23 protein-coding genes are annotated in these 23,491 nt (G+C 71.3%); 20 read left to right on the forward strand and 3 right to left on the reverse strand.

Features of this window, described 5'->3' with window-relative positions:
* Positions 1-246 precede the first annotated feature (246 nt).
* Positions 247-1,245 carry a winged helix-turn-helix domain-containing protein gene (locus O7616_RS09765; RefSeq protein ID WP_282306497.1) on the forward strand — a complete coding sequence of 333 codons (999 nt, stop codon included), beginning with the start codon at positions 247-249 and terminating at the stop codon, positions 1,243-1,245.
* A gap of 12 nt (positions 1,246-1,257) precedes the next feature.
* Here O7616_RS09765 and O7616_RS09770 read toward each other — a convergent pair whose 3' ends face one another.
* Positions 1,258-2,343, reverse strand: coding sequence for a coenzyme F420-0:L-glutamate ligase (locus O7616_RS09770; protein WP_282306498.1), 1,086 nt, complete (start codon positions 2,341-2,343; stop codon positions 1,258-1,260).
* Positions 2,340-3,287, reverse strand: coding sequence for a 2-phospho-L-lactate transferase (cofD, locus tag O7616_RS09775; protein WP_282306499.1), 948 nt, complete (start codon positions 3,285-3,287; stop codon positions 2,340-2,342). Before cofD ends, O7616_RS09770 begins: the two co-directional genes overlap by 4 nt.
* Before the next feature lie 98 nt (positions 3,288-3,385).
* Between cofD and O7616_RS09780 the strand changes: the two genes are divergently transcribed.
* From O7616_RS09780 to O7616_RS09805, 6 genes are all read left to right on the forward strand, one after another.
* A complete protein-coding gene (locus O7616_RS09780; protein ID WP_282306500.1) occupies positions 3,386-4,468 on the forward strand; it encodes a hypothetical protein in 1,083 nt (360 codons plus the stop codon).
* A 225-nt stretch (positions 4,469-4,693) separates the two neighbouring features.
* On the forward strand, positions 4,694-7,336 hold the full coding sequence (locus O7616_RS09785) for a bifunctional FO biosynthesis protein CofGH (protein WP_282306501.1): 2,643 nt from the start codon (positions 4,694-4,696) through the stop codon (positions 7,334-7,336).
* Positions 7,337-7,495: 159 nt separating this feature from the next.
* The gene (locus O7616_RS09790; protein ID WP_282262462.1) at positions 7,496-7,774 is read left to right on the forward strand and encodes a hypothetical protein; all 279 of its coding nucleotides are present in this window, start codon (positions 7,496-7,498) and stop codon (positions 7,772-7,774) included.
* 50 nt (positions 7,775-7,824) lie between these two features.
* Positions 7,825-9,219 (forward strand): DUF4331 domain-containing protein, encoded by a 1,395-nt coding sequence (locus O7616_RS09795; RefSeq protein WP_282306503.1) that lies wholly within the window; start codon positions 7,825-7,827, stop codon positions 9,217-9,219.
* A gap of 20 nt (positions 9,220-9,239) precedes the next feature.
* A complete protein-coding gene (locus O7616_RS09800) occupies positions 9,240-9,569 on the forward strand; it encodes a phospholipase (RefSeq protein ID WP_282306504.1) in 330 nt (109 codons plus the stop codon).
* Between the two features lie 447 nt (positions 9,570-10,016).
* Positions 10,017-10,274, forward strand: coding sequence for a WhiB family transcriptional regulator (locus tag O7616_RS09805; RefSeq protein ID WP_088986255.1), 258 nt, complete (start codon positions 10,017-10,019; stop codon positions 10,272-10,274).
* A gap of 280 nt (positions 10,275-10,554) precedes the next feature.
* On the opposite strand, the gene O7616_RS09810 is transcribed toward O7616_RS09805, so the two are convergent.
* The gene (locus O7616_RS09810) at positions 10,555-11,004 is read right to left on the reverse strand and encodes a metallopeptidase family protein (RefSeq protein WP_074316962.1); all 450 of its coding nucleotides are present in this window, start codon (positions 11,002-11,004) and stop codon (positions 10,555-10,557) included.
* A gap of 152 nt (positions 11,005-11,156) precedes the next feature.
* On the opposite strand from O7616_RS09810, the gene O7616_RS09815 reads away from it, so the two are divergent.
* The 13 genes from O7616_RS09815 to O7616_RS09875 all read left to right on the forward strand — a co-directional run bounded on the left by O7616_RS09815 (position 11,157) and on the right by O7616_RS09875 (position 23,488).
* Complete coding sequence (locus O7616_RS09815; protein ID WP_282306505.1) at positions 11,157-11,531, forward strand: DUF3499 domain-containing protein; 375 nt, start codon at positions 11,157-11,159, stop codon at positions 11,529-11,531.
* A 577-nt stretch (positions 11,532-12,108) separates the two neighbouring features.
* Positions 12,109-12,852: a DUF5753 domain-containing protein gene (locus tag O7616_RS09820; RefSeq protein WP_282307581.1), complete on the forward strand. Its 744-nt coding sequence runs from the start codon at positions 12,109-12,111 to the stop codon at positions 12,850-12,852.
* Positions 12,843-13,037 (forward strand): DUF397 domain-containing protein, encoded by a 195-nt coding sequence (locus tag O7616_RS09825; RefSeq protein WP_282306506.1) that lies wholly within the window; start codon positions 12,843-12,845, stop codon positions 13,035-13,037. The genes O7616_RS09820 and O7616_RS09825 overlap by 10 nt, the downstream gene beginning before the upstream one ends.
* A gap of 496 nt (positions 13,038-13,533) precedes the next feature.
* Complete coding sequence (locus O7616_RS09830) at positions 13,534-14,718, forward strand: spermidine/putrescine ABC transporter substrate-binding protein (RefSeq protein WP_282306507.1); 1,185 nt, start codon at positions 13,534-13,536, stop codon at positions 14,716-14,718.
* Positions 14,719-14,723: 5 nt separating this feature from the next.
* Complete coding sequence (locus O7616_RS09835) at positions 14,724-15,821, forward strand: ABC transporter ATP-binding protein (protein ID WP_282306508.1); 1,098 nt, start codon at positions 14,724-14,726, stop codon at positions 15,819-15,821.
* Complete coding sequence (locus tag O7616_RS09840) at positions 15,818-16,675, forward strand: ABC transporter permease (RefSeq protein WP_282306509.1); 858 nt, start codon at positions 15,818-15,820, stop codon at positions 16,673-16,675. Before O7616_RS09835 ends, O7616_RS09840 begins: the two co-directional genes overlap by 4 nt.
* Complete coding sequence (locus O7616_RS09845; RefSeq protein ID WP_282306510.1) at positions 16,672-17,478, forward strand: ABC transporter permease; 807 nt, start codon at positions 16,672-16,674, stop codon at positions 17,476-17,478. The genes O7616_RS09840 and O7616_RS09845 overlap by 4 nt, the downstream gene beginning before the upstream one ends.
* Before the next feature lie 270 nt (positions 17,479-17,748).
* Entirely contained in the window at positions 17,749-18,516 is a 768-nt protein-coding gene (locus tag O7616_RS09850) for a G5 domain-containing protein (RefSeq protein ID WP_282307582.1), read from the forward strand.
* A 348-nt stretch (positions 18,517-18,864) separates the two neighbouring features.
* Entirely contained in the window at positions 18,865-19,530 is a 666-nt protein-coding gene (locus tag O7616_RS09855; RefSeq protein ID WP_282262452.1) for a response regulator transcription factor, read from the forward strand.
* Positions 19,527-20,591 carry an ATP-binding protein gene (locus O7616_RS09860; protein ID WP_282262450.1) on the forward strand — a complete coding sequence of 355 codons (1,065 nt, stop codon included), beginning with the start codon at positions 19,527-19,529 and terminating at the stop codon, positions 20,589-20,591. Before O7616_RS09855 ends, O7616_RS09860 begins: the two co-directional genes overlap by 4 nt.
* Before the next feature lie 70 nt (positions 20,592-20,661).
* Positions 20,662-21,687: a pyridoxal-phosphate dependent enzyme gene (locus O7616_RS09865; protein ID WP_282306511.1), complete on the forward strand. Its 1,026-nt coding sequence runs from the start codon at positions 20,662-20,664 to the stop codon at positions 21,685-21,687.
* On the forward strand, positions 21,684-22,814 hold the full coding sequence (locus tag O7616_RS09870) for a D-alanine--D-alanine ligase family protein (RefSeq protein ID WP_282306512.1): 1,131 nt from the start codon (positions 21,684-21,686) through the stop codon (positions 22,812-22,814). Before O7616_RS09865 ends, O7616_RS09870 begins: the two co-directional genes overlap by 4 nt.
* Positions 22,811-23,488, forward strand: a complete 678-nt coding sequence (locus tag O7616_RS09875; protein ID WP_282306513.1) for a M15 family metallopeptidase — start codon at positions 22,811-22,813, stop codon at positions 23,486-23,488. The genes O7616_RS09870 and O7616_RS09875 overlap by 4 nt, the downstream gene beginning before the upstream one ends.
* Positions 23,489-23,491 lie beyond the last annotated feature (3 nt).

The raw sequence follows: 23,491 nt of genomic DNA on the forward strand, positions 1-23,491 counted from the left end.
TCTGCGGAGCAAGGGGCCGCAGACCCTCGTGGTGCCGCCCGATCACCGGGGCCTCCCCGGTCCCGGTGCCCAAGGGCCGGAAGCGTCGAGGACGCGCCGGCACCTGTTCGAGCACTGGAAGCATGCCGAACCGGCCGGGAGCACGTCGAGGTTTTTCAGCTCAGGCTTAAAGATGGAGATTAGTGCCGTCCAGGTAGAGTCGAACGGTCACCCGGTATCCCCCTGCCGGCGACACGGGAGCGCACCATGCTGAAGATCTACTTTTCTGGGGAGGACATCCTCCGGACCCGGGTGGCACCGGCTGCGGACCCGATCTGGGAGCTGGTCCTCAGCCTGCACGTGCTCCAGGGCCGCAACCGTGATCCGTTGACGGCGCACTGGCGGCGCACCGTGTCCCGGGGGTTGCGTCAGAACGCCGCGTCCGAGCAGCTCCGACTGCTGTTCGCGCTCAACCCGCCACGCGGCTACTTCCCCGACTTCCTCACCCCGTACGCCAGCGTGGAAGGTTTCGAGGCCGGGCTGGACGCGCTTCGCCGTACCCCCACCGAGCTGCTGCACCGGGACCTGAGCGTGCTGGCCGCCGAGAACCAGCTGCCCTCCTCGGCCGCCGCGCTGGCCCGCGGCGAGGTGGCGGTGCTGCACCACCTCGCCGAGTCGATGCATCAGTACCGGTCGTTGGCGATCAGCCCGTACTGGAGTCGGATCCAGGCCGCGGTGGCGGCCGACCGGGCCCGCCGAGCCCGCGCGCTGCTCGACGGCGGTGTCGAAGGGCTCCTCACCAGCCTCCGGCCGGCCATGCGCTGGGAGAATGGGGTGCTGGAGGTCCGGCACTACCCGCACAGCCGGGAGATGCACCTGGACGGTCGAGGGCTGCTGCTGGTGCCGTCGTTCTTCTGTGCGAGCACTCCGGTCGCGTTGCTCGACCCGGCGTTGCCGCCGGTGCTGGTCTACCCGGTGGACCGGCTGGGTGGGCTGGCACCGGCCAACGGCATCGGTGCTGCCCCGTCCGGTGCCACCCGCGACTCACTCGCCGCGCTGCTCGGGCGCACCCGGGCCGCGGTTCTGCAGGCCAGCGACGAGGGCTGCACCACCGGCGAGGTGGCCCGCCAGCTCAACATCTCGCCCGCCGCGGCGAGCCAGCACGCCACCGTGCTGCGCAACGCGGGCCTGCTGGTCAGTCACCGGGAGCGCAACAGCGTGCTGCACATGTTGACGCCGCTCGGCCGAGCCATGCTGGACGCCTGACCCGGCCGTCGCTCACAGGGCGAGTGCGGCGCTCGCCGGGCTGCCCGGCGGCGGCGGCAACAGGGTCGACTGGACCCCCTCGGCGGCCAGGGCGACGCGTAGTCGGTGCAGGTCGGCGCCGAAGCGGACCAGACCGAGCGGCTCGACGGGCGTCGGAGCCTCACCCAACACCAGCGCGGCACCCTCGGGCCAGCCCGGCATCTCGGCGACCAGTCCGGCGCGTACCTCCGCCTCGTCCACCAGGGTGAAGACCGTGCCGGGGGCGACGACGTCGGCGATCGCGTCGATCGCCCGTCGTACCGCGCCCAGGTCGGCCGGCGTCGAGCCGAGAGCGTCGGTCAGCGCGGCGGCGTCGGCGAGCCCGGCGGCCCGGGCCTCGGCGGTGCCGAGCGAGAACAGGTCCTGTGCGGCGTCGCGGACCAGGACCCGCGCACCGGCGGCGTCATCCGGGTCGGTGGCGGACAGGTAGCCCCGCACCACCGCGACCGGAACCTGGTCGCACTTCCCCTTGATCAGTTCGCCGGCACCCGCCAGTTCGTCCACCACTGCCATCTGGGTCAACTGAAGCTCGTTGCCGTACGGGTCCACCTCGCCCCGGTGGTCGCGGATGGCCGGCATTCCCGCCACCCCGAGCGCCACATCGGTCAGCCCGTTGCGCCAGGGTCGACCCATCGTGTCGCTGATGATCACCGCGACGTCCAGGTCGTAGCGTTCCCGCAGCGCCTCGCGCAGGGCCCGTGCCGAAGCGTCCGGATCGACCGGCAGCAGCACCAGTCGGGTCTTGTCCACGTTCGACGCGTCGATACCCGCCGACGCCATCACGAAGCCGTGATGGGTCTGCACGATCCGGGTCGGCCCTCGGCTGGCGACCACCCGGGCGGTCTCACCGGCCAGGATCTCGTCCCGCGCCACCAGCCGCTCCGGCCCGTCCGCCGGGACGTCGACCAGACGCCCCTCCGCCTTGGAAACGATCTTGCTGGTCACCACCAGCACATCACCGTCGCGCAGCCACGGCGCCGCCGTCGCGATCACCGCCGGCAGGTCGTCACCCTCGGTCACGTGGCCGATGCCGAGCACCGGCAGGATCTCCAGCCTCACGTCAACTCCACCGCGGCGCGGACCATCGCCGCCGTCGCCGCCTCGTCGGTCATCCGCAGCGGCACCGCGCGGACCGTCATCTCGGGCACCACAGTGCCCGCGTCCTCCTCGGCCACCAGCCACCCGTCCAGCAGGCCACCGTCCGACCGGCCTCCGTACAGGCGGCCCACCCCGGCGGCGCTGCACTCGACGCCGAGCACAGCGAGGCAGCGGTCGGCCATCCCGCGCACCGGAGCGCCGCCGATGATCGGCGAGACACCCACCACCGGCGCCGGGCCGTCCACGACCGCCTCGCGCAGCCCCGGTACGGCCAGCACCGGCGCGACGCTCACCACCGGGTTGCTCGGCGCGACGAGCACCAGGTCGGCCGAACCGATCGCCTCCAGCACCCCGGGTGCCGGCTTCGCCGTCTCCGCGCCGACGAACACGAAGCGCCTGGTGGTGATGTCCGCCCGGTACCGCACCCACCACTCCTGGAAGTGGATCGCCCGCTGCCCCTGCTCGTCCTCGACGACGGCGTGCGTCTCGAGCCGGTCGTCGGTGGCCGGCAACAGGCGTACCCCCGGCTCCCAGCGGGTGGACAGCGCCTCGGTGACCGCGCTCAGCGGGTAACCGCCGTTGAGCATGGTGGAACGCACCAGGTGCGTGGCGATGTCCTTGTCGCCGAGGCCGAACCAGGTCGGCTGTGCGCCGTACGCGGCCAGCTCGTCCTTGACCGTCCAGCTCTCGCCGACCCGACCCCAGCCCCGCTCCGGGTCGGCGCCGCCGCCGAGCGTGTACATGACGCTGTCCAGGTCGGGGCAGATCTTCAACCCGTGCAGCCACAGGTCGTCGCCGACGTTGACAACGGCGGTCACCTCCGCGCCGACGTCCCGGGCGTACGCCCGGACGCCGAGCAGGAACCGGGCGCCACCAATGCCGCCGGCCAGAACCACGATGCGCATGTCGACCATCCTCGCGCACGTGACGCCTCCGGTCCGCCGGTGACCCGGGAGACTAGGCTCACGTGCGCCCTGTCCGTTCCTGCCCCGAGGGGGAGTTCGTGACCAGCCCCGCCGAGCCCGCGTCGACCGACGCGTCGCAGGCCCGTCAGCTGACCAAGCCACTACGCGAGCTCGCCGCGCTCGCGCTGCTCGGCGCCAACGCCGTGTTCCTCTTCGTGGGCCTGCTCCGGCTGATCGCTCCGAGCGACTACGGCACCTTCACCGACCGGTCGGGCAGCGCCTTCTACTCGTTCATCGGGGTGGAGGCGGTGGGTCTGCCGCTGTTGGCCGTGCTGCTCGCCACGCACATCTCGCCGGTGCTGCCGAAGGCGAAGCTGATCACGCAGGTCGCCCTCGTCGAGTACGCGGTCAGTGCGTTCTTCGGAACGTTGACCATGCTGATCTGGACCGTCGGCCGCCTGGCTCAGGCCGAGATCCTCGACGCGCTGCTCGGCGTGCTCACCCGGTTCGCCTGGATGGTCGTCTTCGCGGTCGCCGCGTGGGTCGTCTACACCGTCTGGCGTGCCCACTACTACGTGCCGCGGCCCAAGCCCCAGCCCGGCGTCTACGGTCAGCCGCAGCCCGGTCAGCCGCACAGTGGTTGGCCGCAGCAGCAGGGTGGTTGGCCAGGTCAGCCCGGTGGGCAGCCGCAGGGCGGTTGGCCCACTCCCGGCCAGCCGGGCGGGTACCCGTCGGCGCAGTTCCCGGGCCAGTTCGGTCAGCCGTCCCCGCCTTTCCAGGCCCCGCAGTCGGCACCGCCGCACCCGCAGTCCGGGCCGCCGTTCCAGTCGGCACCGCACCCGCAGTCCGCGCCGCCGTTCCAGTCCGCGCCGCAGTCGGCACCGCCGTTCCCGCAGTCCGCCCCGCCGGTCAACCAGGCACCGCCGTCTCCTGCCGCGCCGCCGTTCGGGCAGCCGCCGTCGGCCGATCCCACGCAGGCCATCCCGCGTCAGCCCGCCGACTCGGCCGCCGCCGACCCGACCCAGGCGATCACCCGCCCCGCCGACCCGGCCGCGGCCGACCCGACCCAGGCGATTCCCCGCCCGGCCGACCCGACGCAGGCGATCACCCGCCCCGCCGACTCGGACGACGACCGCACCCAGCACATCAAGCCCGGCGAGCACCCCGACCAGCCCTGCTGAGTCGGACTCCATGATCAAGTGATGAAAAGTAGGTCCACAGACGCTCTGGGACCTACTTTTCATCATTTGATCACCAGGTATGTGGATCGCAGCGCCCGGCGCGGCGAGATCAGCGGGCACCGTCACCACGCCGGTGCCGAGCCGGGCGGGAGCCGAGGTGGGCCGTTTCTCACGGTGCGGGCACTGGCCGGTCGAGCGGGCTCGCGCTGCGCATAGGCTGAGCGGATGGTTGATCGCATCCACTCCGGCGCGAGCGGCGACTCCAGCCCGGGCAGCGGCTCCGGTCTGAGCGGCGACTCCAGCCCGGGCAGCGGCTCCGGTCCGAGCGGCGGCTCCGGCGCGGGCAGCGACCCCGGCCCGAGCGACGCGAGTGTGCGGCGGGCGCTGGGCCGAGCCGCGACCGGGAGGGCGCTGGATGTCGACGAGGCGACCGCGTTGCTGTCCGCCCGAGGTGACGCGCTCGACGAGTTGCTGCGGGTGGCCGGGGGGATCCGGGACGCGGGGCTGCGCGACGCCGGGCGGCCGGGTGTGGTCACGTACTCCAAGAAGGTCTTCATCCCGCTGACCCGGCTGTGCCGGGACCGCTGCCACTACTGCACGTTCGCGACGGTGCCGCACCGGCTGCCGGCGCCGTTCCTGGACCGCGACGAGGTCCTCGCGATCGCCCGGGAGGGTGCCGCGCAGGGCTGCAAGGAGGCCCTGTTCACCCTGGGTGACCGGCCGGAGGAGCGGTGGCCGGCGGCCCGGAGTTGGTTGGACGAGCGGGGCTACGACTCCACGCTGGACTACCTGCGCGCCTGCGCGGTGGCGGTGCTGGAGGAGACCGGGTTGTTGCCGCACCTCAACCCGGGGGTGCTGTCCTGGTCGGAGTTGCAGCGGCTCAAGCCGGTCGCCCCGAGCATGGGCATGATGTTGGAGACGACGGCTACCCGGCTGTGGTCCGAGCCGGGAGGCCCGCACTTCGGCTCACCGGACAAGGAGCCCGCGGTCCGGTTGCGGGTGCTCGACGACGCGGGCCGGGTGGGGGTGCCGTTCACCACTGGCATCCTGATCGGCATCGGGGAGACCCCGGCGGAGCGGGTGGACGCGCTGTTCGCGATCCGCCGTGCACATCGGGAGTACGGGCACCTCCAGGAGGTGATCGTGCAGAACTTCCGCGCCAAGCCGGACACGGCGATGCGCGGCATGCCCGACGCGGAGTTGCACGACCTGGCCGCGACGGTGGCGGTGGCCCGGCTGCTGCTCGGCCCGAAGGCCCGGATCCAGGCTCCGCCGAACCTCATCGCGGGCGAGTACGACCTGTTGTTGCGGGCCGGCATCGACGACTGGGGTGGTGTCTCGCCGCTCACCCCGGACCACGTCAACCCGGAGCGCCCGTGGCCGCGGATCGAGGAGTTGGCCCGGCACACCGAGTCGGCCGGGTTCACGCTGCGGGAGCGGTTGACGATCTACCCGGAGTACGTGCGCGCGGGCGACCCGTGGCTCGATCCTCGGCTGCTGCCGCACGTGAGTGCGCTAGCCGATCCGGCGACCGGCATGGCTGTCGAGTCGGCTCGGCCGCAGGGTCTTCCGTGGCAGGAGCCGGAGGAGACGTTCGGCGGGCGGGTCGACCTGCACGCCACGATCGACACCACCGGTCGGACCGACGACCGGCGGGGTGACTTCGACAGCGTCTACGGGGACTGGTCCGAGGTGGCCGGCAAGGTCGCCCCGGAGGCGGTCGCGCGTCGCGCGGGCGTACCCCCGATGGTGGCCGCGGACCGTGACCTGTCGGCCGGGCTGCGGCTCGCGGCGGACGACCCGGCGGCGCTGCTCGACCCCCGGCACGCCGACGCGGCGTTGGCGTTGTTCGGCGCGGACGGGCGGGCGCTCGACGAGTTGTGCCGTCTGGCCGACGACGTGCGCCGGGACGTGGTCGGCGACGACGTGACCTACGTGGTCAACCGCAACATCAACTTCAGCAACGTCTGCTACGTGGGCTGCCGGTTCTGTGCCTTCGCGCAGCGTGAACGGGACGCCGACGCGTACCGGCTCTCCGTCGACCAGGTCGCCGACCGGGCCGAGGAGGCGTGGGCCGCCGGGGCCAGCGAAGTCTGCCTGCAGGGCGGCATCGACCCGAAGATGCCGGTCACCGGGTACGCCGACATCGTGCGGGCGATCAAGGCCCGGGTGCCCGAGATGCACGTGCACGCGTTCTCGCCCATGGAGATCGTCACCGCCGCCGCGAAGGCCGGCGTGCCGGTCCGCGAGTGGTTGACCCAGTTGCGCGAGGCCGGGCTGGACACCATCCCGGGCACCGCCGCCGAGATCCTCGACGACGACGTGCGCTGGGTGCTGACCAAGGGCAAACTGCCCGCCGCCGCCTGGGTCGAGGTGGTCAGCACGGCACACGAGCTGGGCATCCGGTCCAGCTCCACGATGATGTACGGCCACGTCGACCATCCTGGGCAGTGGCTGGCGCACTTCCGGGTGCTGGCCGGGGTACAGGACCGTACCGGCGGGTTCACCGAGTTCGTGGCGTTGCCGTTCGTGCACACCAACGCCCCGATCTACCTGGCCGGCATCGCCCGTCCCGGGCCCACCTGGCGGGAGAACCGGGTGGTGCACGCCATGTCCCGGCTGCTGTTGCACGGCCGGATCGACAACATCCAGTGCTCCTGGGTGAAGCTCGGCGACGAGGGCACCGTGGCGATGCTCCAGGGCGGCTGCAACGACTTGGGCGGCACGCTGATGGAGGAGACCATCTCCCGGATGGCCGGCTCCGGCAACGGTTCGGCGCGTACCGAGGAGCAGTTGCGGGCCATCGCCACCGCGGCCGGACGGCCGGCGCGCAAGCGGACGACTGCGTACGGTCACGCCCGGCGCTGACGTCGAACCTTTCCCCGCCCCCGGCCGTACCACGCGATGCCGGTGGCGGTCGCGGCGAGGACCGCCGCCGGTGTCCCCCTCGGGGCCCGGCGTCGTTGGACGGCACCGGACCCGTCCGTCCTCGCGGGCGCGTTCGCGCCGCCGCCGGAAAGGTTGCCCATGACCAGTGATCAGCGGAAGCGGCAGTGGCCGCGACTGACCCGCCGGCAGACGTTGACCGCCGCGGCCACCGCCACCCTGGGCGCCGCCGCGCTCACCGTGCCGGGTCTGTCGGCCGCCCAGAACGCCCCCGGTGCGGCCAAGCGGGCCGACGAGCCGATCATCGTGCACCTGCGGGACGCCGCCTCCGGGACGATGGACGTCTTCGTCGGTGAGACCCGGATCGAGGTACGCGACCGCGGCCTGGCGGATCGACTGCGACGCGCCGCCCGGCGCTGACCCGACACCCCGCTCCGCTCCCCGATCCCGCCCAGTGAGGTTGGTCCGCCATGTCTTCCCACCGCGAGGCCCCGGAGATCGCCAAGGATCCGGTCGCCGACAGCTCCGACCTGTACGCGTTCGTCAGCCCGGACAAGCGCGACACGGTCACGTTGATCGCCAACTACGTTCCGTTGCAGCTGCCCTCCGGGGGCCCGAACTTCTTCGAGTTCGGCGACGACGTGCGCTACGAGATCCATATCGACAACGACGGCGACGGCCGCCCGGATGTCACCTACCGGTTCGAATTCACCACCGAGATCACCAACCCGAACAGCTTTCTCTACAACACCGGCCCGATCGACTCGCTCGACAGCAAGACCTGGAACCGGCGGCAGTTCTACAGCCTGACCCGGGTGGCCGACGGCCGGGAGCAGCGGCTGGCGCATCGCCTGCCCTGCCCGCCGTGCAACGTCGGCCCGCTGTCCACCCCGAAGTACGCCGACCTGGTGCGGCAGGCGACCTACTCCCTGTCCACCGGGGAGCGGGTCTTCGCCGGGCAGCGCGCGGACGGTTTCTTCGTCGACCTGGGGGCGATCTTCGATCTCGGCACGCTCCGGCCGTTCCAGCAGCTGCACGTCGCCGGGAAGAAGATCTTCAAGGCCGAGGGGGAGCCGGTCAACGCCACCGACCGGATGAACGTGCACAGCATCGCCGTCCAGGTGCCACTGGACCGGGTGCGTCGGCGTGCCAGCCGGTACGGCGTCGGTGACCCGGCGTCGGTGATCGGGGTGTGGACCTCGGCGTCGCGTCGGCAGGTGCGGGTGCTCGGCGACCGGGGCGCGGCGGACACCGCCACCGGCCCGTTCACCCAGGTCTCCCGGCTGGGCAATCCACTGTTCAACGAGGTCATCGTGCCGATGTCCAAGAAGGACCTGTGGAACTCGCTGCCGCCGTCGGAGGACAAGCGGTTCGCCCAGTTCGTCGAGCAGCCGGAGTTGGCCGCGTTGCTGCCGGCGCTCTACCCGGACGTGTTCCCGAACCTGGACAAGCTCACCAAGGCGAAGAAGGCCCGCGCCGACCTGGTGGCGATCCTGCTCACCGGCGTACCGGCCGGGCTGATCGACGGCTTCACCAACGCCACCGGCGACGTGCAGGCGGACATGCTGCGGCTGAACACCGCGATCCGGCCGGCTGCCCGCCCGGACCGGTTCGGGGTGCTCGGCGGTGACCTGGCCGGTTTCCCGAACGGGCGGCGGGTCGGCGACGACGTGGTGAGCATCGCGCTGCGGGCGATCGCCGGGCTGACCGTCCCGCTGGTGGACAAGACGTTCCGCCCGGACGCGGCGGCCGCCGCGGTAACCCCGGGGTTGAGCGCCGCCGATGTGACGGCGCCGTTCCTCGCCACCTTCCCCTACCTGGGTACGCCGTACGACGGGTTCAACAACCCGTCGGCGGGGTCCTGATCGGCGCGGGGGAGCAGCGGGTGCACGAGCACGCGTACGGGCCGTCCGAGACCGGGAGTGTCGTTCTCGAACTGGGTGGCGACACCGGTGCCCTGATCGTCTACACGAGCCGGGACCTGCACGGCCGGGAGATCGAGATCAGCCGGGACGAGGACCGTCGGGTCCACTCGGCGGTTCGTGAGCGCCGGGTACGGGACGGCTCGTTCCACAGTGCGGTCTACCCGGATCTACCGGCCGGAATTTATACCGTCTGGTGGGACGAGAAGACCTCCGCCGGGACGGTTTCTGTCCATGGTGGAGTGATAGCCGAGTTCGTGTGGCCGAGCAGCGGTTTCGGGGCCGCCGGCTGACCTCTCCGCCCCGATTCGCGCGTCCCGCCCCGTCCACATCGTGGACGGGGCGTACGTGCTGTCCACTGCTCGGCGGGCGGTCTGTGCCGTGCCGCGTTAACCTGTCCCCCACCAAGATCAGCTTGAGGGTGGAGGTGCCTGGTGGCGACCCGTCAGGGGAGCGCCACGGCAGAAAAGTCGGGCGACTCGCCGGGGAGGGCGTTACTCGGCCGGGGTCTGAATCGATAGGGCAGGTTGCGAGGCTGGGCGGCCTGGAAGGCCGGCCGGGGGTGTCGGGAGGGCGACTCCATTATCAAGTTTGGCTTGACGGCGCACGTATTACACGCGTGTAATTTGAATGGGGTTGTTCGCACGGAACGCAACAAAACGGGACCGGACGGACAAGCACGCCTTTCGCGTGGGGGGTTGCAGCGGCGATGACGCCGGTGCGCGACAAGGAGGCATTTGATGGACGGCCAGCTTGAGGTGGCCGACCTGCTCGGAAACGCGCCGGAGTGGCAGGAGCGAGCACTGTGCTCGCAGACCGACCCCGAGGCGTTCTTTCCCGAGAAGGGCGGTTCCACCCGCGAGGCGAAGAGGATCTGTGGGCGCTGCGAGGTCAAGACCGAATGCCTTGAATACGCTCTGGGCCACGACGAGCGGTTCGGCATCTGGGGTGGGCTCTCCGAGCGGGAGCGGCGCAAGTTGAAGCGGCGGGCCGCCTGAGCGGTGTGCGGTCGTCGGCGGTGGGGGCCGCCCGACAGCACACCCGGCAGGCAGCTCGACCGAAGCGGAGTCCGGCCCGCGGGGGGTCGCTCAGCGCAGCGCGCGGCTCAGGCCGCTCGGCGCGGCGCACGGCCGGACTGCTCCGCTCGGATGGATCGCCCAGCGCGGCGCAGTGTGGCGCCGGATCGCTCGGTGCGGCGCTCGTCCTGGTCGCTCGGTGCGGTGCGGTGTTCGGTCTGCGCGCTCGGCCAGCTGATCGCGCGGCGCACGGCCGGGCTGCTCAGGCCAGCTCGTCGGGGTCGACCCCGAGGAGGTTCGCCACCTGCTCGATGATCACGTCGTGGACGAGGTCGGCGAGATCCTCACGGTCCATCGCCCGGAACTCCAGGGGTCGCCGATACAGCACGATCCTCGGAGGCACCTCCTGTCGGCCCGGGCGACCGGGCAGCAGTCGGGCCAGCGGAACCTCGCCGTCCTCCAGGACGTCGGAGTCGTAGACGTTGAGGTCCGGTGGGACGTCCTCGACAGCGAACTCGACCCCGGCCAACTCCTTGGCGAACCGGCGCTCCAGCGTCTCCACCGTGTCCAGAACCAGGTCGTCGAAGACCTCGGCCTTGGTCCGTGCCAACGGCACGGTCGCCGGCACCAGCCGCCCGCGCAGGCCGCGCCCGTGCCGGTCGCGGTGCGCACGCCGGCCGGAGCCGGGGCGGCGGTGTTCCGGGCTTGTCATGAGGCAAAGGGTAGCGCCCGTGCCGGGCTGGTCAGCGGTAGCGCCGCTCCTGTGGCGCGGCGCGCCCAGAACGGTCAACTGTGATCACCATGACGGGCGTGTCGCAACGCGAAGCGGTGCGCCGGACCCGGTAATGGAGATACCCTGCCGCCGTGAGGTCACCACGGCGCTGCTCCCGTAACGGCTGCCCCCGGCAAGCGGTCGCCACATTGACCTATGTCTACAACGAGTCGACAGCGGTGGTGGGGCCGCTGGCGGCGTTCGCCGAACCGCACACGTACGACCTGTGCGAGCCGCACGCCCGCAGCCTGACCGCACCGCGGGGCTGGGATGTGGTCCGGCACGAGGGCGAGTTCGAGCCCCCGCCCCCCACCACCGACGACCTGGTCGCGCTCGCCGAGGCGGTCCGCGAAGCCGCCCGCCCGGCTCCCCGCCCTCCGGAGGAGCCCCACGACCGGTCGCACCCCGACCAGGCCCACTCCACCGGCCGCCGAGGCCACCTCCGGGTAATCCCCCCGAACCACTAATCCCCCCGGCGCGCGCCATCCCCCTCCGGGCGCCCCGCCCCCTGTCCCCGGCTGCCCCCGCCCGTGGCTGCCCCCCCGGGCCCCCCGGGCTGGTCCCGCCCCCCCGGGCTGGTCCCGCCCCCCCCGGGCTGCCCCCGCCCTCCTCGGTGTTGATCAAGAGGTTTGCGTCAAGAATGCGCCGGTCTTTGACCGAAACCTCTTGATCAACAGGAGTGGGCGGGGTGTGGGGTGGGCGCGGGGGTGTGGCGTTGGGTGGCCTACAGCAGATCGGCGATGTGGCGGTGTTGGGGCTGGTTGATACCGCCTTATCGGCGATGTGGAGTGGATCAATCGCCGCGGGGGGCTTGGTCCGTCGCTACGGGCACGCTGGCTGGTCGGGGGCGTTGGTGGGGCGGCTTGGGGGCGTTCCGGGGGCGTTCTGAAAGTGCGCCGAAACGTCCGACCACCACACGCCGGTAGGCCGCAGACACCGCCACGCAGCGTGGTTACCATGCGCCGCAACGTACATCGAACGAGGTCACGGTGTGCGCCTGGCGGGCGGGAGGCTCCGGTGGCGAACGAGGCGTTGCGGGTGGCGATGGCTGAGGCGGGGGAGACTGTCGAGTCGCTGGCGGAGAAGGTTCGCGTGCACCCGAAGACGACCGCGCGGTGGCTTGCCGTGGGGCACATCCCGCATCCGCGTACTCGGGTGGCGGTGGCCCAGGTCCTCGGCCGGGACGCGGCCGACCTCTGGCCGGAGCCGTTCCGCCGCCGTGACCTGCCGTGGTTCCGGCCGTGGGCCGACCTCGAACAGGACGCCATCTCGATCCGATGGTACGAGCCGCTGCTCGTGCCGGGCCTGCTGCAGACCGAGGGGTACGCTCGCGCGGTGCTGGGCACCGGCGGCCTGGTCGCACCGTCCGAGGTGGACCTGATCGTTGCGAGCCGTCTCGAACGGCAGGCGGTCCTCGATCGCGATGCCCCGCCGCAGCTCGTCGTGGTGATCGACGAGGTGGTGCTGCGCCGCCTGGTCGGCGACCGCGCGGTGATGTCCGGGCAGTTGGCCCACCTGGCGGCGGTCGCCGAGTGTGAGCACGTGCAGGTTCGGGTCATCCCGGCCGACAGTCCATGGCACACCGGTCTGGCCGGCCCCTTCGTGTTGGGCCGTCTGCCCGACGGGACGGAATTGGCGTATCTCGACAACCAGCTCCGCGGCCAGATCGTGACCGATCCCGTCGATGTCGCTAGCCTGGGACGCAGGTGGGAGAGCGTCACCGGCGAGGCGTTACCTCAACGCCGGTCGACCGAGCTGATCAGGGAAGTGGCCACGACATGGACATGACCGACGCCCGTTGGCGCACCGCGACCCGCAGCAGCAACAACGGTGGTGCCTGCGTCGAGGTGGCCGACAACCTGCCCGGTCGGGTGCTGGTGCGAGACAGCAAGGACCGCGAGGGCGGCACCCTGACCTTCGCGCCGACCGCCTGGTCGGCGTTCGTCGAGGGCGTCCGTCGGCCCGGCCGCTGAGCCCCGGCCGCCTGCCCCGCTGCTGATCGCTGGCCGCCTGCCTGCCTGCTGATCGCTGGTCGGCTGAAGGACTGCCGTTGCCTGGCCGCCCGGCCGACCGCTGATCGCTGGCCGCCTGGCCGACCGCTGATCGCTGGCCGCCCGGCCGACCGCTGATCCACTCGGGTTCAAGGAAAGCGCGGTATCACGGCGCGGGGATGGCCCGGTTTCCCGGAAGGCGAGTGGATCAAGCCCTCGGAAGGCGAGTCGATCAAGCCCTCGGAAGGCGAGTCGATCAAGCCCGGCCGGGGGGCGAGTGGACAGAGCCCGCCCGGGAAGGCGACTCGACCAAGCCCGGCCGGGATGGCGAGCCGACCAAGCCCTCGGAAGGCGAGCGAGGCGAGCTGAGCGTGACGGCCTCCTGCACGAGTGGTGACACGCTGGCCCCGATGCTCTTTCGGCGCTGCGGGTTTGTCATCGTGTCAGGCGTCCACCGCACCGACCCTGAGGAAAACTGATGCGCGCGCCCCTCCGGCCCCTCTCCCGGCGTGGACTACTCACCGGCACTCTGGGCGCGGTCGCCCTGCTCACCACGGGCGGCAGCCTGGCCGGCTGCGGCACCGAGGGCGTCCAGCAGACCGAGGCCGGCTGCGTCAGCGAGGACCTGTCCGGCACCGAGAAGAAGCTCGCGTTCTCCAACTGGCCGCAGTACCTGGACGTGGACGAGACCGACGAGTCCAAGCGGCCCAGTCTGGACGAGTTCGTCGCGAAGACCGGCATCGAGGTCACGTACACCGAGGACATCAACGACAACAACGAGTTCTTCGGCAAGGTACGGAACCAGCTCGCCGCCTGCCAGAGCATCGACCGGGACATCATCGTGTTGAGTGACTGGATGGCGGCCCGGGTGAGTCGGCTCGGCTGGGTGCAGAAGCTCGACCCGGCGAGGATCCCGAACGTACGGGCCAACCTGCTCCCGTCGCTGCTCGACCGCTCCTTCGACCCCGAGAACCGCATCTCCATCCCGTGGCAGTCCGGTCTCGCCGGGTTGGCGTACAACGGCAACGTCACGAAGGAACTGCGGACTGTCGACGAGTTGCTCACCCGCCCCGACCTCAAGGGCCGGGTGACCGCGCTCAGCGAGATGCGCGACACCATGGGCCTGCTGCTCGCGTCGAACGGGCACGACCCGGCGAACTTCACACCCGCCCAGTTCGACGACGCGCTGAGCAAGCTCAGGAAGGCCGTCGACTCCGGGCAGATCCGCCGGTTCACCGGCAACGACTACGCGCCGGAGCTGGCCAAGGGTGGCATCGCCGCGTGCATCGGCTGGTCCGGCGACGTCATCCAACTCGCCGGTGCGGACGACAAGATCAGGTTCGTCGCCCCCGACTCCGGCGCGATGCTCTACAGCGACGACATGTTGGTGCCCAACAAGGCCACCCACAAGGCCAACGCCGAGCAACTCGTCAACTACTACTACGAGCCGGCGGTCGCCGCGAAGGTCGCCGCGTACGTCAACTACATCTGCCCGGTCCGGGGCGCCCAGGCCGAGATGGAGAAGATCGACCCGGATTTGGCGGCCAACCCGCTGATCTTCCCCGACGAGGCGTTGCTGTCGCGGGCCACGGTGTTCATGACCCTGGACGAGAAGCAGGAGAGGGAGTACGAGGGCAAGTTCCAGCAGGTCATCGGAGCGTGACGCGGATGGCGCGCGAGACACCGGGCGGTGACCTGCGGCTGGCCGACCTGACCAAGCGGTTCGGCACCCGTACCGCTGTCGACGCCCTCAGCCTGACGATTCCCCAGGGCTCCTTCTTCGCGCTGCTCGGTGCCTCCGGCTGCGGCAAGACCACCACCCTGCGGATGATCGCCGGTCTGGAGCAGCCGACAAGCGGTCAGGTGCTGCTCGGCGACCGGGACATCGGCCGGTTGCGCCCGCACCAGCGACCGGTCAACACGGTCTTCCAGAGCTACGCCCTCTTCCCGCACCTCGACGTGTTCGAGAACGTGGCCTTCGGGTTGCGTCGACGCGGCATCCGCTCGGTGGACGACGAGGTCGACCGGATGCTCTCGCTGGTACAGCTCGACGGTTACGGCAGCCGTCGCCCCGCCGAACTCTCCGGCGGCCAGCAGCAACGGGTCGCGCTGGTCCGTGCGCTGGTCAACAGGCCGCAGGTGCTGCTCCTGGACGAGCCGCTGGGCGCGCTCGACCTGAAGCTGCGGCGGCAGATGCAGATCGAGCTGAAGCGCATCCAGACCGAGGTCGGCGTCACGTTCGTGCACGTCACCCACGACCAGGAGGAGGCCATGACCATGGCGGACACGGTCGCGGTGATGAACGCCGGCCGGATCGAGCAACTCGGCGCGCCCGCCGACATCTACGAGTTCCCCGCCACCGCGTTCGTCGCGAACTTCCTCGGCCAGTCCAACCTGCTCGCCGGGGAGGCCACCGGCGTCAGCGGCGGCGACGTCACGGTGACGGCGCACGGCGCGCGCTTCTCGGTGCCCGTCGGCCGCTGCCGGGCCGACCACGGGCCGGTCCACCTGGGGGTACGCCCGGAGAAGCTGATTCTGGTCGGCTCCGCCGACCAGGTGCCCGTGGGGCATCAACACGTCACCGGGGTGGTCACCGACGCCTCCTACGTGGGGGTCAGCACGCAGTACCTGCTGCGTACCGGCTGGGGCGCCGAGCTGTCGGTGTTCGCGGCCAACAGTGGAACGTCGACGCGGGTGGCGGTCGGCAGTACGGCGGTGGCGCACTGGGATCCACGGCACGCGTTCCTGCTGAGCGCGTCGTCGTGACCCGGCGGGCGCGACTGCGGCTCCTGCCGTACCTCCTGGTGTTCCCCGGCGCGGCCTGGCTGCTGCTCTTCTTCGGTGTGCCGCTGGCGCAGCTCGCGGCGGCCAGCCTCTACGACCCCAGCGGTTCGCTCACCACCGGTTACGCGATGACGTGGGCGTTCGGCAACTACCCGGACGTGGTGCGGGCGTACTGGCCGCAGTTCCTCCGCTCGTTCGGTTACGCCGGATCGGCTTTGGTGGTGGCGTTGCTGCTGGGCTACCCGCTGGCGTACGCGATCGCGGTGAAGGCCGGTCGGTGGAGGAACCTGCTGCTGGTGTGCGTGGTCGCACCGATGTTCACCAGTTTCCTGGTCCGGACGCTGGCCTGGAAGACGGTCCTGTCGGACAACGGGGCGCTCGTCGGTGTGCTGCGGGACGTGCACCTGCTCGCACCGGAGGGTCGCCTGCTGGCGACCCCGTTCGCGGTGGTGCTCGGCCTGACGTACACCTTTCTGCCCTTCCTGGTGCTGCCGCTGTACGCGAGCCTGGAGCGGCTGGATCCCCGGTTGTTGGAGGCGGCCGGCGACCTGTACGCGAGCCCGACGCGGGCGTTCCGTCGGGTGACGCTGCCGCTGTCGATGCCCGGTCTGGTCGCCGGCACGCTGCTGTTCTTCATCCCGGCCAGTGGCGACTACATCAACGCGGAGCTGCTCGGCACCCCGAACGAGTACATGATCGGCAACGTGGTCGACTCGGCCTTCCTGGTCCGGCTGGACTACCCGCAGGGCGCCGCGCTGTCGGTCCTCCTGATGGCGGCGATCCTCGCCGTGGTCTACGGATATCTCCGCACGGTCGGCCGGGAGGAGATGCGGTGAGGATCGCGCGTTGGCTGGCCGACCGCTGGGTGCTGATCGTGGCGCTGCTGGTGCTCGGTTACCTGGCGTTGCCGAATCTGGTGGTGGCGGCGCTGTCGTTCAACCGCCCGTCGAACCGGCTGTCGTACGACTTCCACGAGTTCACTCTGGACAACTGGCGGCGGCCGTGCGCCACCTCGGACATGTGCGACGCGGTGGTTCGCAGCGTGCAGATCGGGTTCCTCGCCACCGCCGTGGCCACCGTGCTCGGCACCCTGATGGCGTTCGCGCTGGTCCGACACCGCTTCCGGGGGCGGACCGGGATCAACCTGCTGGTCTTCCTGTCGTTGGCCACCCCGGAGCTGGTGATGGGCACGTCGCTCCTGGCCCTGTTCGTGTCCGCCGGGGTGCCACAGGGCTTCTGGACCGTCGTGATCTCACACGTGGTGTTCTGCATGTCGTTCGTGGTGGTCACCGTGAAGGCGCGGCTGGCCGGGATGGACCGGCGGCTGGAGGAGGCCGCGATGGACCTCTACGCCGGCGAGTGGCAGACGTTCCGCCGGATCACCCTGCCGTTGGTGCTGCCCGGAATCGTGGCCGCCGCGTTGCTGGCCTTCTCGCTGAGTTTCGACGACTTCATCGTCACGAACTTCAACGCCGGCACCACTGTCACCTTCCCGATGTACGTCTGGGGCGCTGCCCAGCGGGGCATCCCGCCGCAGGTCAACGTCATCGGCACCGCGATGTTCGCGATCGCGCTGCTGCTGGTCGGGCTCAGCTCGTTGCGGGGTCGGCCGGATCGCCGGGTCGGCTCGGGCCGCTGAGCCCGTCTGCTGACGACATCGCGACACATCCCCGGTCCTCCTCCGCTGGTGGACCGCAGGAGGGTGTGGTGGATGCGGATTTGCCGTGGTTGGCGGCAAATGCAGCCGCACGATCGGCCGTGGCCGACCGGCCTGGAGGGCTGCCCCGGGTGACGTCTCGTCGTCCGAGGACGCGCCCACGGATCATCGGTGCGAAGCGAACGGCGCAGGTGACGAGCGCGACGGATGATATTGCGGACGGTGTTTGCGACGACACTCATCGCCGTGACGATGCAACCACCACAGAATCCGGGCCCGCCGTACCCGTCGTCTGGTCAGGCGGCCCGCCCGAACTGGTTCCGTCGGGCCAGTCCCGCCAGCCGTACCGCCGTGATCCTCGGCTCGGTGACCCTGTCGATCCTGCTGCTCTGCTGCACCGGCACCGCCATCATCGGCGCGTTGACCGGCGATCCGGAGCCGACCAAGACCGGCACCGCCGCCGACCAGGCGCAGCAGCCCATCGTGGCGGCGTCCGTCGAGCCCACCGAAGAGACCTCGACTCCGGCCGCCGCGCCGACTGCCACACCCGACGCCGTCGCGCCGTCGGCAACGGCCTCGCCCAGCCCGTCGGATGCCGCGCCCGCGCCGGTCGTCAAGGTGACGACCGAGACCGAGCAGGCCACCATCCGGTACGCCGAAAAGACCGTCAAGGACTCGTCTCTGGCCGAGGGCAAGCGGGTCGTCCGGACCAAGGGCGTCAACGGGGTACGAACCCTGACCTACGAGGTGACCACCACCGACGGGGTGCGGACGGCCCGGAAGCTGGTCAAGTCCACGGTGACGAAGCAGCCCGTGACCCAGGTCGTCGCCGTCGGCACCAAGAAGCCGCAGTCGTCGAAGTGCGACCCGAACTACAGCGGCTGCGTCCCGATCGCCAGCGACGTCGACTGCGCGGGCGGCAGCGGCAACGGACCCGCCTACGTCAGCGGCCCCATCCGCGTCATCGGGTCCGACATCTACGACCTGGACCGCGACGGCGACGGCACGGCCTGCGACTGACCCGCCCGGCGACCCGTGCTCACGCGGCGTCACCTCCCCCGAGGAAGGAAGGGCAGAGAGCGATATACCTCTGAGTCATATTTATGACTCAGAGGTATATCGCTTGTCGGGCCGAACGGTCCCGGTGCCCGGGTGACGCGGCTCACTTTCCGTTACCTGCCGTCGGGGCGGGCGGGATTCGGGGCGTGGGCGATGCGGGAATGGGACGAATCCGGCGGCCACCTGGGTCGCGGCTACTTGTCCCTGGGGCAATGCCGTGGACGATGGCTGTCGGCGGGTGCTTACAGAACCCTTAACCCGGGCCTGCCACGGTATGCCGGGTAAGCGGAACTCGGGGGAGCGGACGACGTGCGGGTGCTGGTGGCGGACGACGAGCGGTTGTTGGCGGACACGGTGGCCGAAGGGCTGCGCCGCCTGTCGATGGCCGTGGACGTCTGCTACGACGGTGACGGTGCGCTGGAGCGGATCGGGGTGAACCGGTACGACGTCGCGGTGCTGGACCGGGACATGCCCGGGCACACCGGCGACGAGGTGTGCCGCAGCATCACCGACGCCCAGGTCGGCACGCGGGTGCTGCTGCTCACCGCCGCCGCCGGCATCCGCGACCGGGTGGAGGGTCTCGGCCTCGGCGCGGACGACTACCTCACCAAGCCGTTCGCCTTCGCCGAACTGGTCGCCCGGGTACAGGCTCTCGGCCGCCGGTCCACGCCCGCGCTGCCGCCGGTGCTCGCCCAGGACGGCGTGGTGCTGGACGTGGGTCGGCACACGGCCACCCGGGACGGCCGCCCGCTCCCGCTCAGCCCGAAGGAGTTCGCGGTGCTGCACGTGCTGCTGCGCGCGGACGGCCAGGTCGTCAGTGCCGAGGATCTGTTGGAACAGGCCTGGGACGAGTTCGCGGACCCGTTCACCAACGCCGTACGGGTCACCGTGATGACCCTGCGCAAGAAGCTCGGCGACCCGGCGATCATCCACACCGTTCCGAAGGCCGGCTACCGCATCGGCGGGACGGCGTGACCTGGACGCCCCGACGTCGGGTGTTGCTCGTGGGTCTGCTGGCCCTGCTGGCCGGGCCCGCGCTGCCGACACTGGGCACATGGCTGACGGGGGTGACCTGGACCTGGGGGCAGCAGTTCTGCGACCTGCCGATACCCGGGCTGTACACGGTCTGCGCGGACGTACGCCCGGGGGCGTTCGTGCTGCCCCTGGCGGCCGTCCTGCTCGTGACGGTGGCCGCGCTGGTGGGGGTCTGGCTCGGCGCGGTGTGGTGCCTACGTCCGGTCCGTGACCTGACCGGGCCCATCGAGCACGTCGGCCCGCAGAACCTCGGTCACCGGATCCGGCCCCGGGGTCGCGACGAGTTGGCCCAGCTGTCCCGGGCGATCGACGCGATGATGGAACGCATCTCCGCCGGGTACGACGGGCAGCGGCGCTTCGCCGCCAACGCCTCGCACGAGTTGCGCACGCCCCTCGCCGTGCAGCGGACCCTCATCGAGGTCGGTATGGCCCGAGCGCTCAGCGGCGAACAGTTGGAGTTGCTGACCAGCCAACTACTGGAGACCAACGAGCGCAACGAGCGGCTGATCGAGGGTCTGCTCGCGCTCAGCGAGAGCGACCAGGGCCTGCGGTCACGGATACCGCAGCGCCTCGACACCATCGTCGAGGCGGTGCTCGCCGGCTATCAGGACCGGGCCCGGGAAGCCGACGTCACGATCGACACCCACCTCGCGCCCCGGATCGTCGTCGGTGAACGGGTGCTGTTGGAACGCCTGGTCACCAACCTGGTGGAGAACGGGATCAAGTACAACCGGCGCGGCGGCTCACTCACCGTCGTGGTGAGCGGCGAACCGGCGCTGTCCGTGGTCAACACCGGCCAGCCCGTACCCGCCGAAGCGGTGGCCGGTCTCTTCGAGCCGTTCCGCCGACTGGCCCGGGACCGCACCGCGCAGGGTGGGGGCGCCGGCCTGGGCTTGGCCATCGCCCGCTCGATCACCCAGGCACACGACGGCACCATCGCGGCCCGGCCCGCCGAGCACGGCGGCCTGAGAGTCGACGTCCGACTACCCGACACGCACTGACGCTTCCACCACACCGCTCGGGTCCGCGTACCGCTGGACCCCACCTGCGGCGTGCCCGAAAGGAGAAACGATGTCACGCACCGTTGGCCGGGTCCGGGTCGATGTCGGGGAGGCCGCCGACTGGCTCGCCGGACGGGTGGTCCGCACCCCCGTGCTGCGGTCCCCGGTGATCGACGATCTGGCCGGGGCGCGCATCCTGCTGAAGGCCGAGAACCTCCAGAACGGCGGCTCGTACAAGATGCGGGGCGCGCTGCGGGCGGTGGGTCGGCTCGCCGCGGACGGCCACTCCGGCGTGATCGCCCAGAGCACCGGGAACCACGCGATCGCGGTGGCGTTGGCCGCCCGGGAGCACGGGCTCGCCGCGACCGTGGTGCTGCCTGTCGACGCGGCACCGACGAAGGTCGACCGGGCCCGCGCGGCGGGGGCGCGCGTCGTGCTCGCGGGGACCGACGTGCGGGAGCGGGTGGCGACGGCCGACAAGCTCAGCGACGAGACCGGTCATCCGGTCGTCGACGCGTACGACCACCCGGACGTCATCGCCGGGCAGGGGACGGCCAGCCTGGAGCTGATCGAGGAGGCCGAGCGCGCGGGCACACCGCTGGACGCGCTCGTCGTACCCGTCGGTGGTGGTGGTGGGGTGGCCGGCGCGTGCCTGGCCGCGGCCGGGAAAGGCATCGAGGTGTACGGCGTGGAGCCGGTGGGTTGCGACTCGCTCGCCCGCAGCCTGGCGGCCGGTGAGCGCGTGCCGGTCGCGCCCGCGCCCACGATCGCGGACGGGCTGCGGCCGACCTGCGTGGGTGAGCTGCCGTTCGCCATCGTGCGCGATGTGCTGCGCGGGGTCGTCCGGGTCGACGACGACGAGATCAGCGCGGCGTTCCGGCTGATCCTGATGGAGTTCAGGGTGCTCGCCGAGCCGTCCGGTGCGGCGGGGCTGGCCGGTGCGCTCCGGCTCACCGGCGACGCGGGTGTGGGCTTCGGTCGGCGGCGGACGGTCGGTGTGGTGCTGACCGGCGGAAACGTCGAGGCGTCGCTGCTGGCCCGATTGGTGGTCCAGCGGCCCGTCGCGGTGACGGCGGCGGAGGGGGTGGCGGCGTGAGCGCACCCGTTCGGATCGGCATCCTGTTCGGCGGCCCGTCGGCCGAGCACGAGGTGTCCTGCGCGTCGGCGCTCGGAGTCGCCCGGGCGCTCACCGGCAGCGGTTACCGCACGGTCGCCATCGGCGTCACCCGCAGTGGCGGGTTCCGGCTGATGCCCGACGCGGTCCTGGCCGATTTGCGCGACCGGCCATCCGCCGAGCGGGCCATCGACGACCAACTGACGGTCACCGGCCCGGCCGTCGAGCTGCGTCGCGGCCCGCGCCCCGGAGTCGTGCAGGTGGCCGCCGCCAACGCACCCGGGGCGGTGCACGCCGAGCTGGACGTGGTCTTCCCGGTGCTGCACGGCCCGTTCGGTGAGGACGGTGTGGTCCAGGGGCTGTTGGAGTCGTTGAACGTGCCGTACGTCGGGTGCGGCATCCTCGCCTCCGCGGTGGGCATGAACAAGGTGGCGATGAAGCGGGCGCTGCGGGCCGAGGGCATTCCGGTCACCCCGTACGTCGCCTTCGACTCGCACACCTTCCGGACGGTCGACGACCCGGAGGAACTCGTCGCCGGGCTGCGCCGACCCCTCTTCGTCAAACCGGCCGGCATGGGGTCCTCGATCGGCATCACCCGGGTCGGGGAGGGCGACGACCTGGCCGCCGCCGTGGCGGAGGCGCTCCGGCACGATCAGGTGGTCATGGTCGAGCAGGGGGTCACCGGTCGCGAGTTGGAGTGCGCGGTGCTCGGCGGCTCGCGCCCCGAGGCGTCGGCGGTCGGTGAGGTGCAGGTCGTCGGCGGCTGGTTCGACTACCAGCAGAAGTACTTCGGCGTCGCCGACCCGATGATCGTCCCCGCCGTCCTGCCGGACGAGGTGACCGAGCGGATCCGTGACCTGTCGCTGCGCGCGTTCGCCGCGATCGGCGGTTGGGGCCTGGCCCGCGTCGACTTCTTCTACGAGGAGGAGACCGGCGCGGTGTACGTCAACGAGCTGAACACCATGCCCGGCTTCACCGCGCACTCGATGTACCCGAAGGTATGGGCTGCCGTCGGTGTCGGGTACCGGGAGGTGGTGGACCGACTCGTCGAGCTGGCCCGCGTCCGGCACAGCGGACGGCCCGCGATGACGGCGGGGAGCGTCCGATGATCCTGCTCTCCGATCCCCGGGTGGCGGCCGTGCCCAGCGCCGACGACGGCGACCCGCTGGTGGACCTGCGGGCCCTGCCCGAGCTGCGCCTCGACGGCCGTGCCGCCGACCCCGCCGGGGCGTACGCCCGGTTGCGCGCCGGGGTCGTGGACCGCCTGCTGGCCGCGCAGCGTGCCCTGCCCGGCGGTCTACGCTTGCTGGTGGTCGAGGGTTACCGGCCGTACCAGGCGCAGTTGGCCATCTTCACCGGCTACCGCGACGAGCTGCGTCGTCGGCACCCGGACTGGTCCCCCGAGCGGCTGCACCGGGAGACCACCAAGTTCGTCTCACCGGTCGAGGTGGCCCCGCACAGCACGGGCGGGGCCGTCGACCTGACACTGTGTACCGACGACGGCGTGGAACTCGACCTGGGCACGGCCATCGACGCCACCCCGGAGGACAGCGCCGACGCCTGCTTCACCGACGCGCCCACCATCAGCGCGACCGCCCGTCGGCACCGGCAGATCATGGTGGACGCCCTCGGCGGTGTCGGGATGGTGAACTACCCGACCGAGTGGTGGCACTGGTCGTACGGGGACCGTTACTGGGCGCTGAGCACCGGCGCGCCACGCACCAGGTACGGGCCGGTGGACCTGACCGTCGCCCGATCGATTCCCGTCCCGGCTGAACGGTAGGGC

The sequence above is a fragment of the Micromonospora sp. WMMD964 genome (genome assembly GCF_029581455.1).
Lineage (GTDB): Bacteria > Actinomycetota > Actinomycetes > Mycobacteriales > Micromonosporaceae > Micromonospora.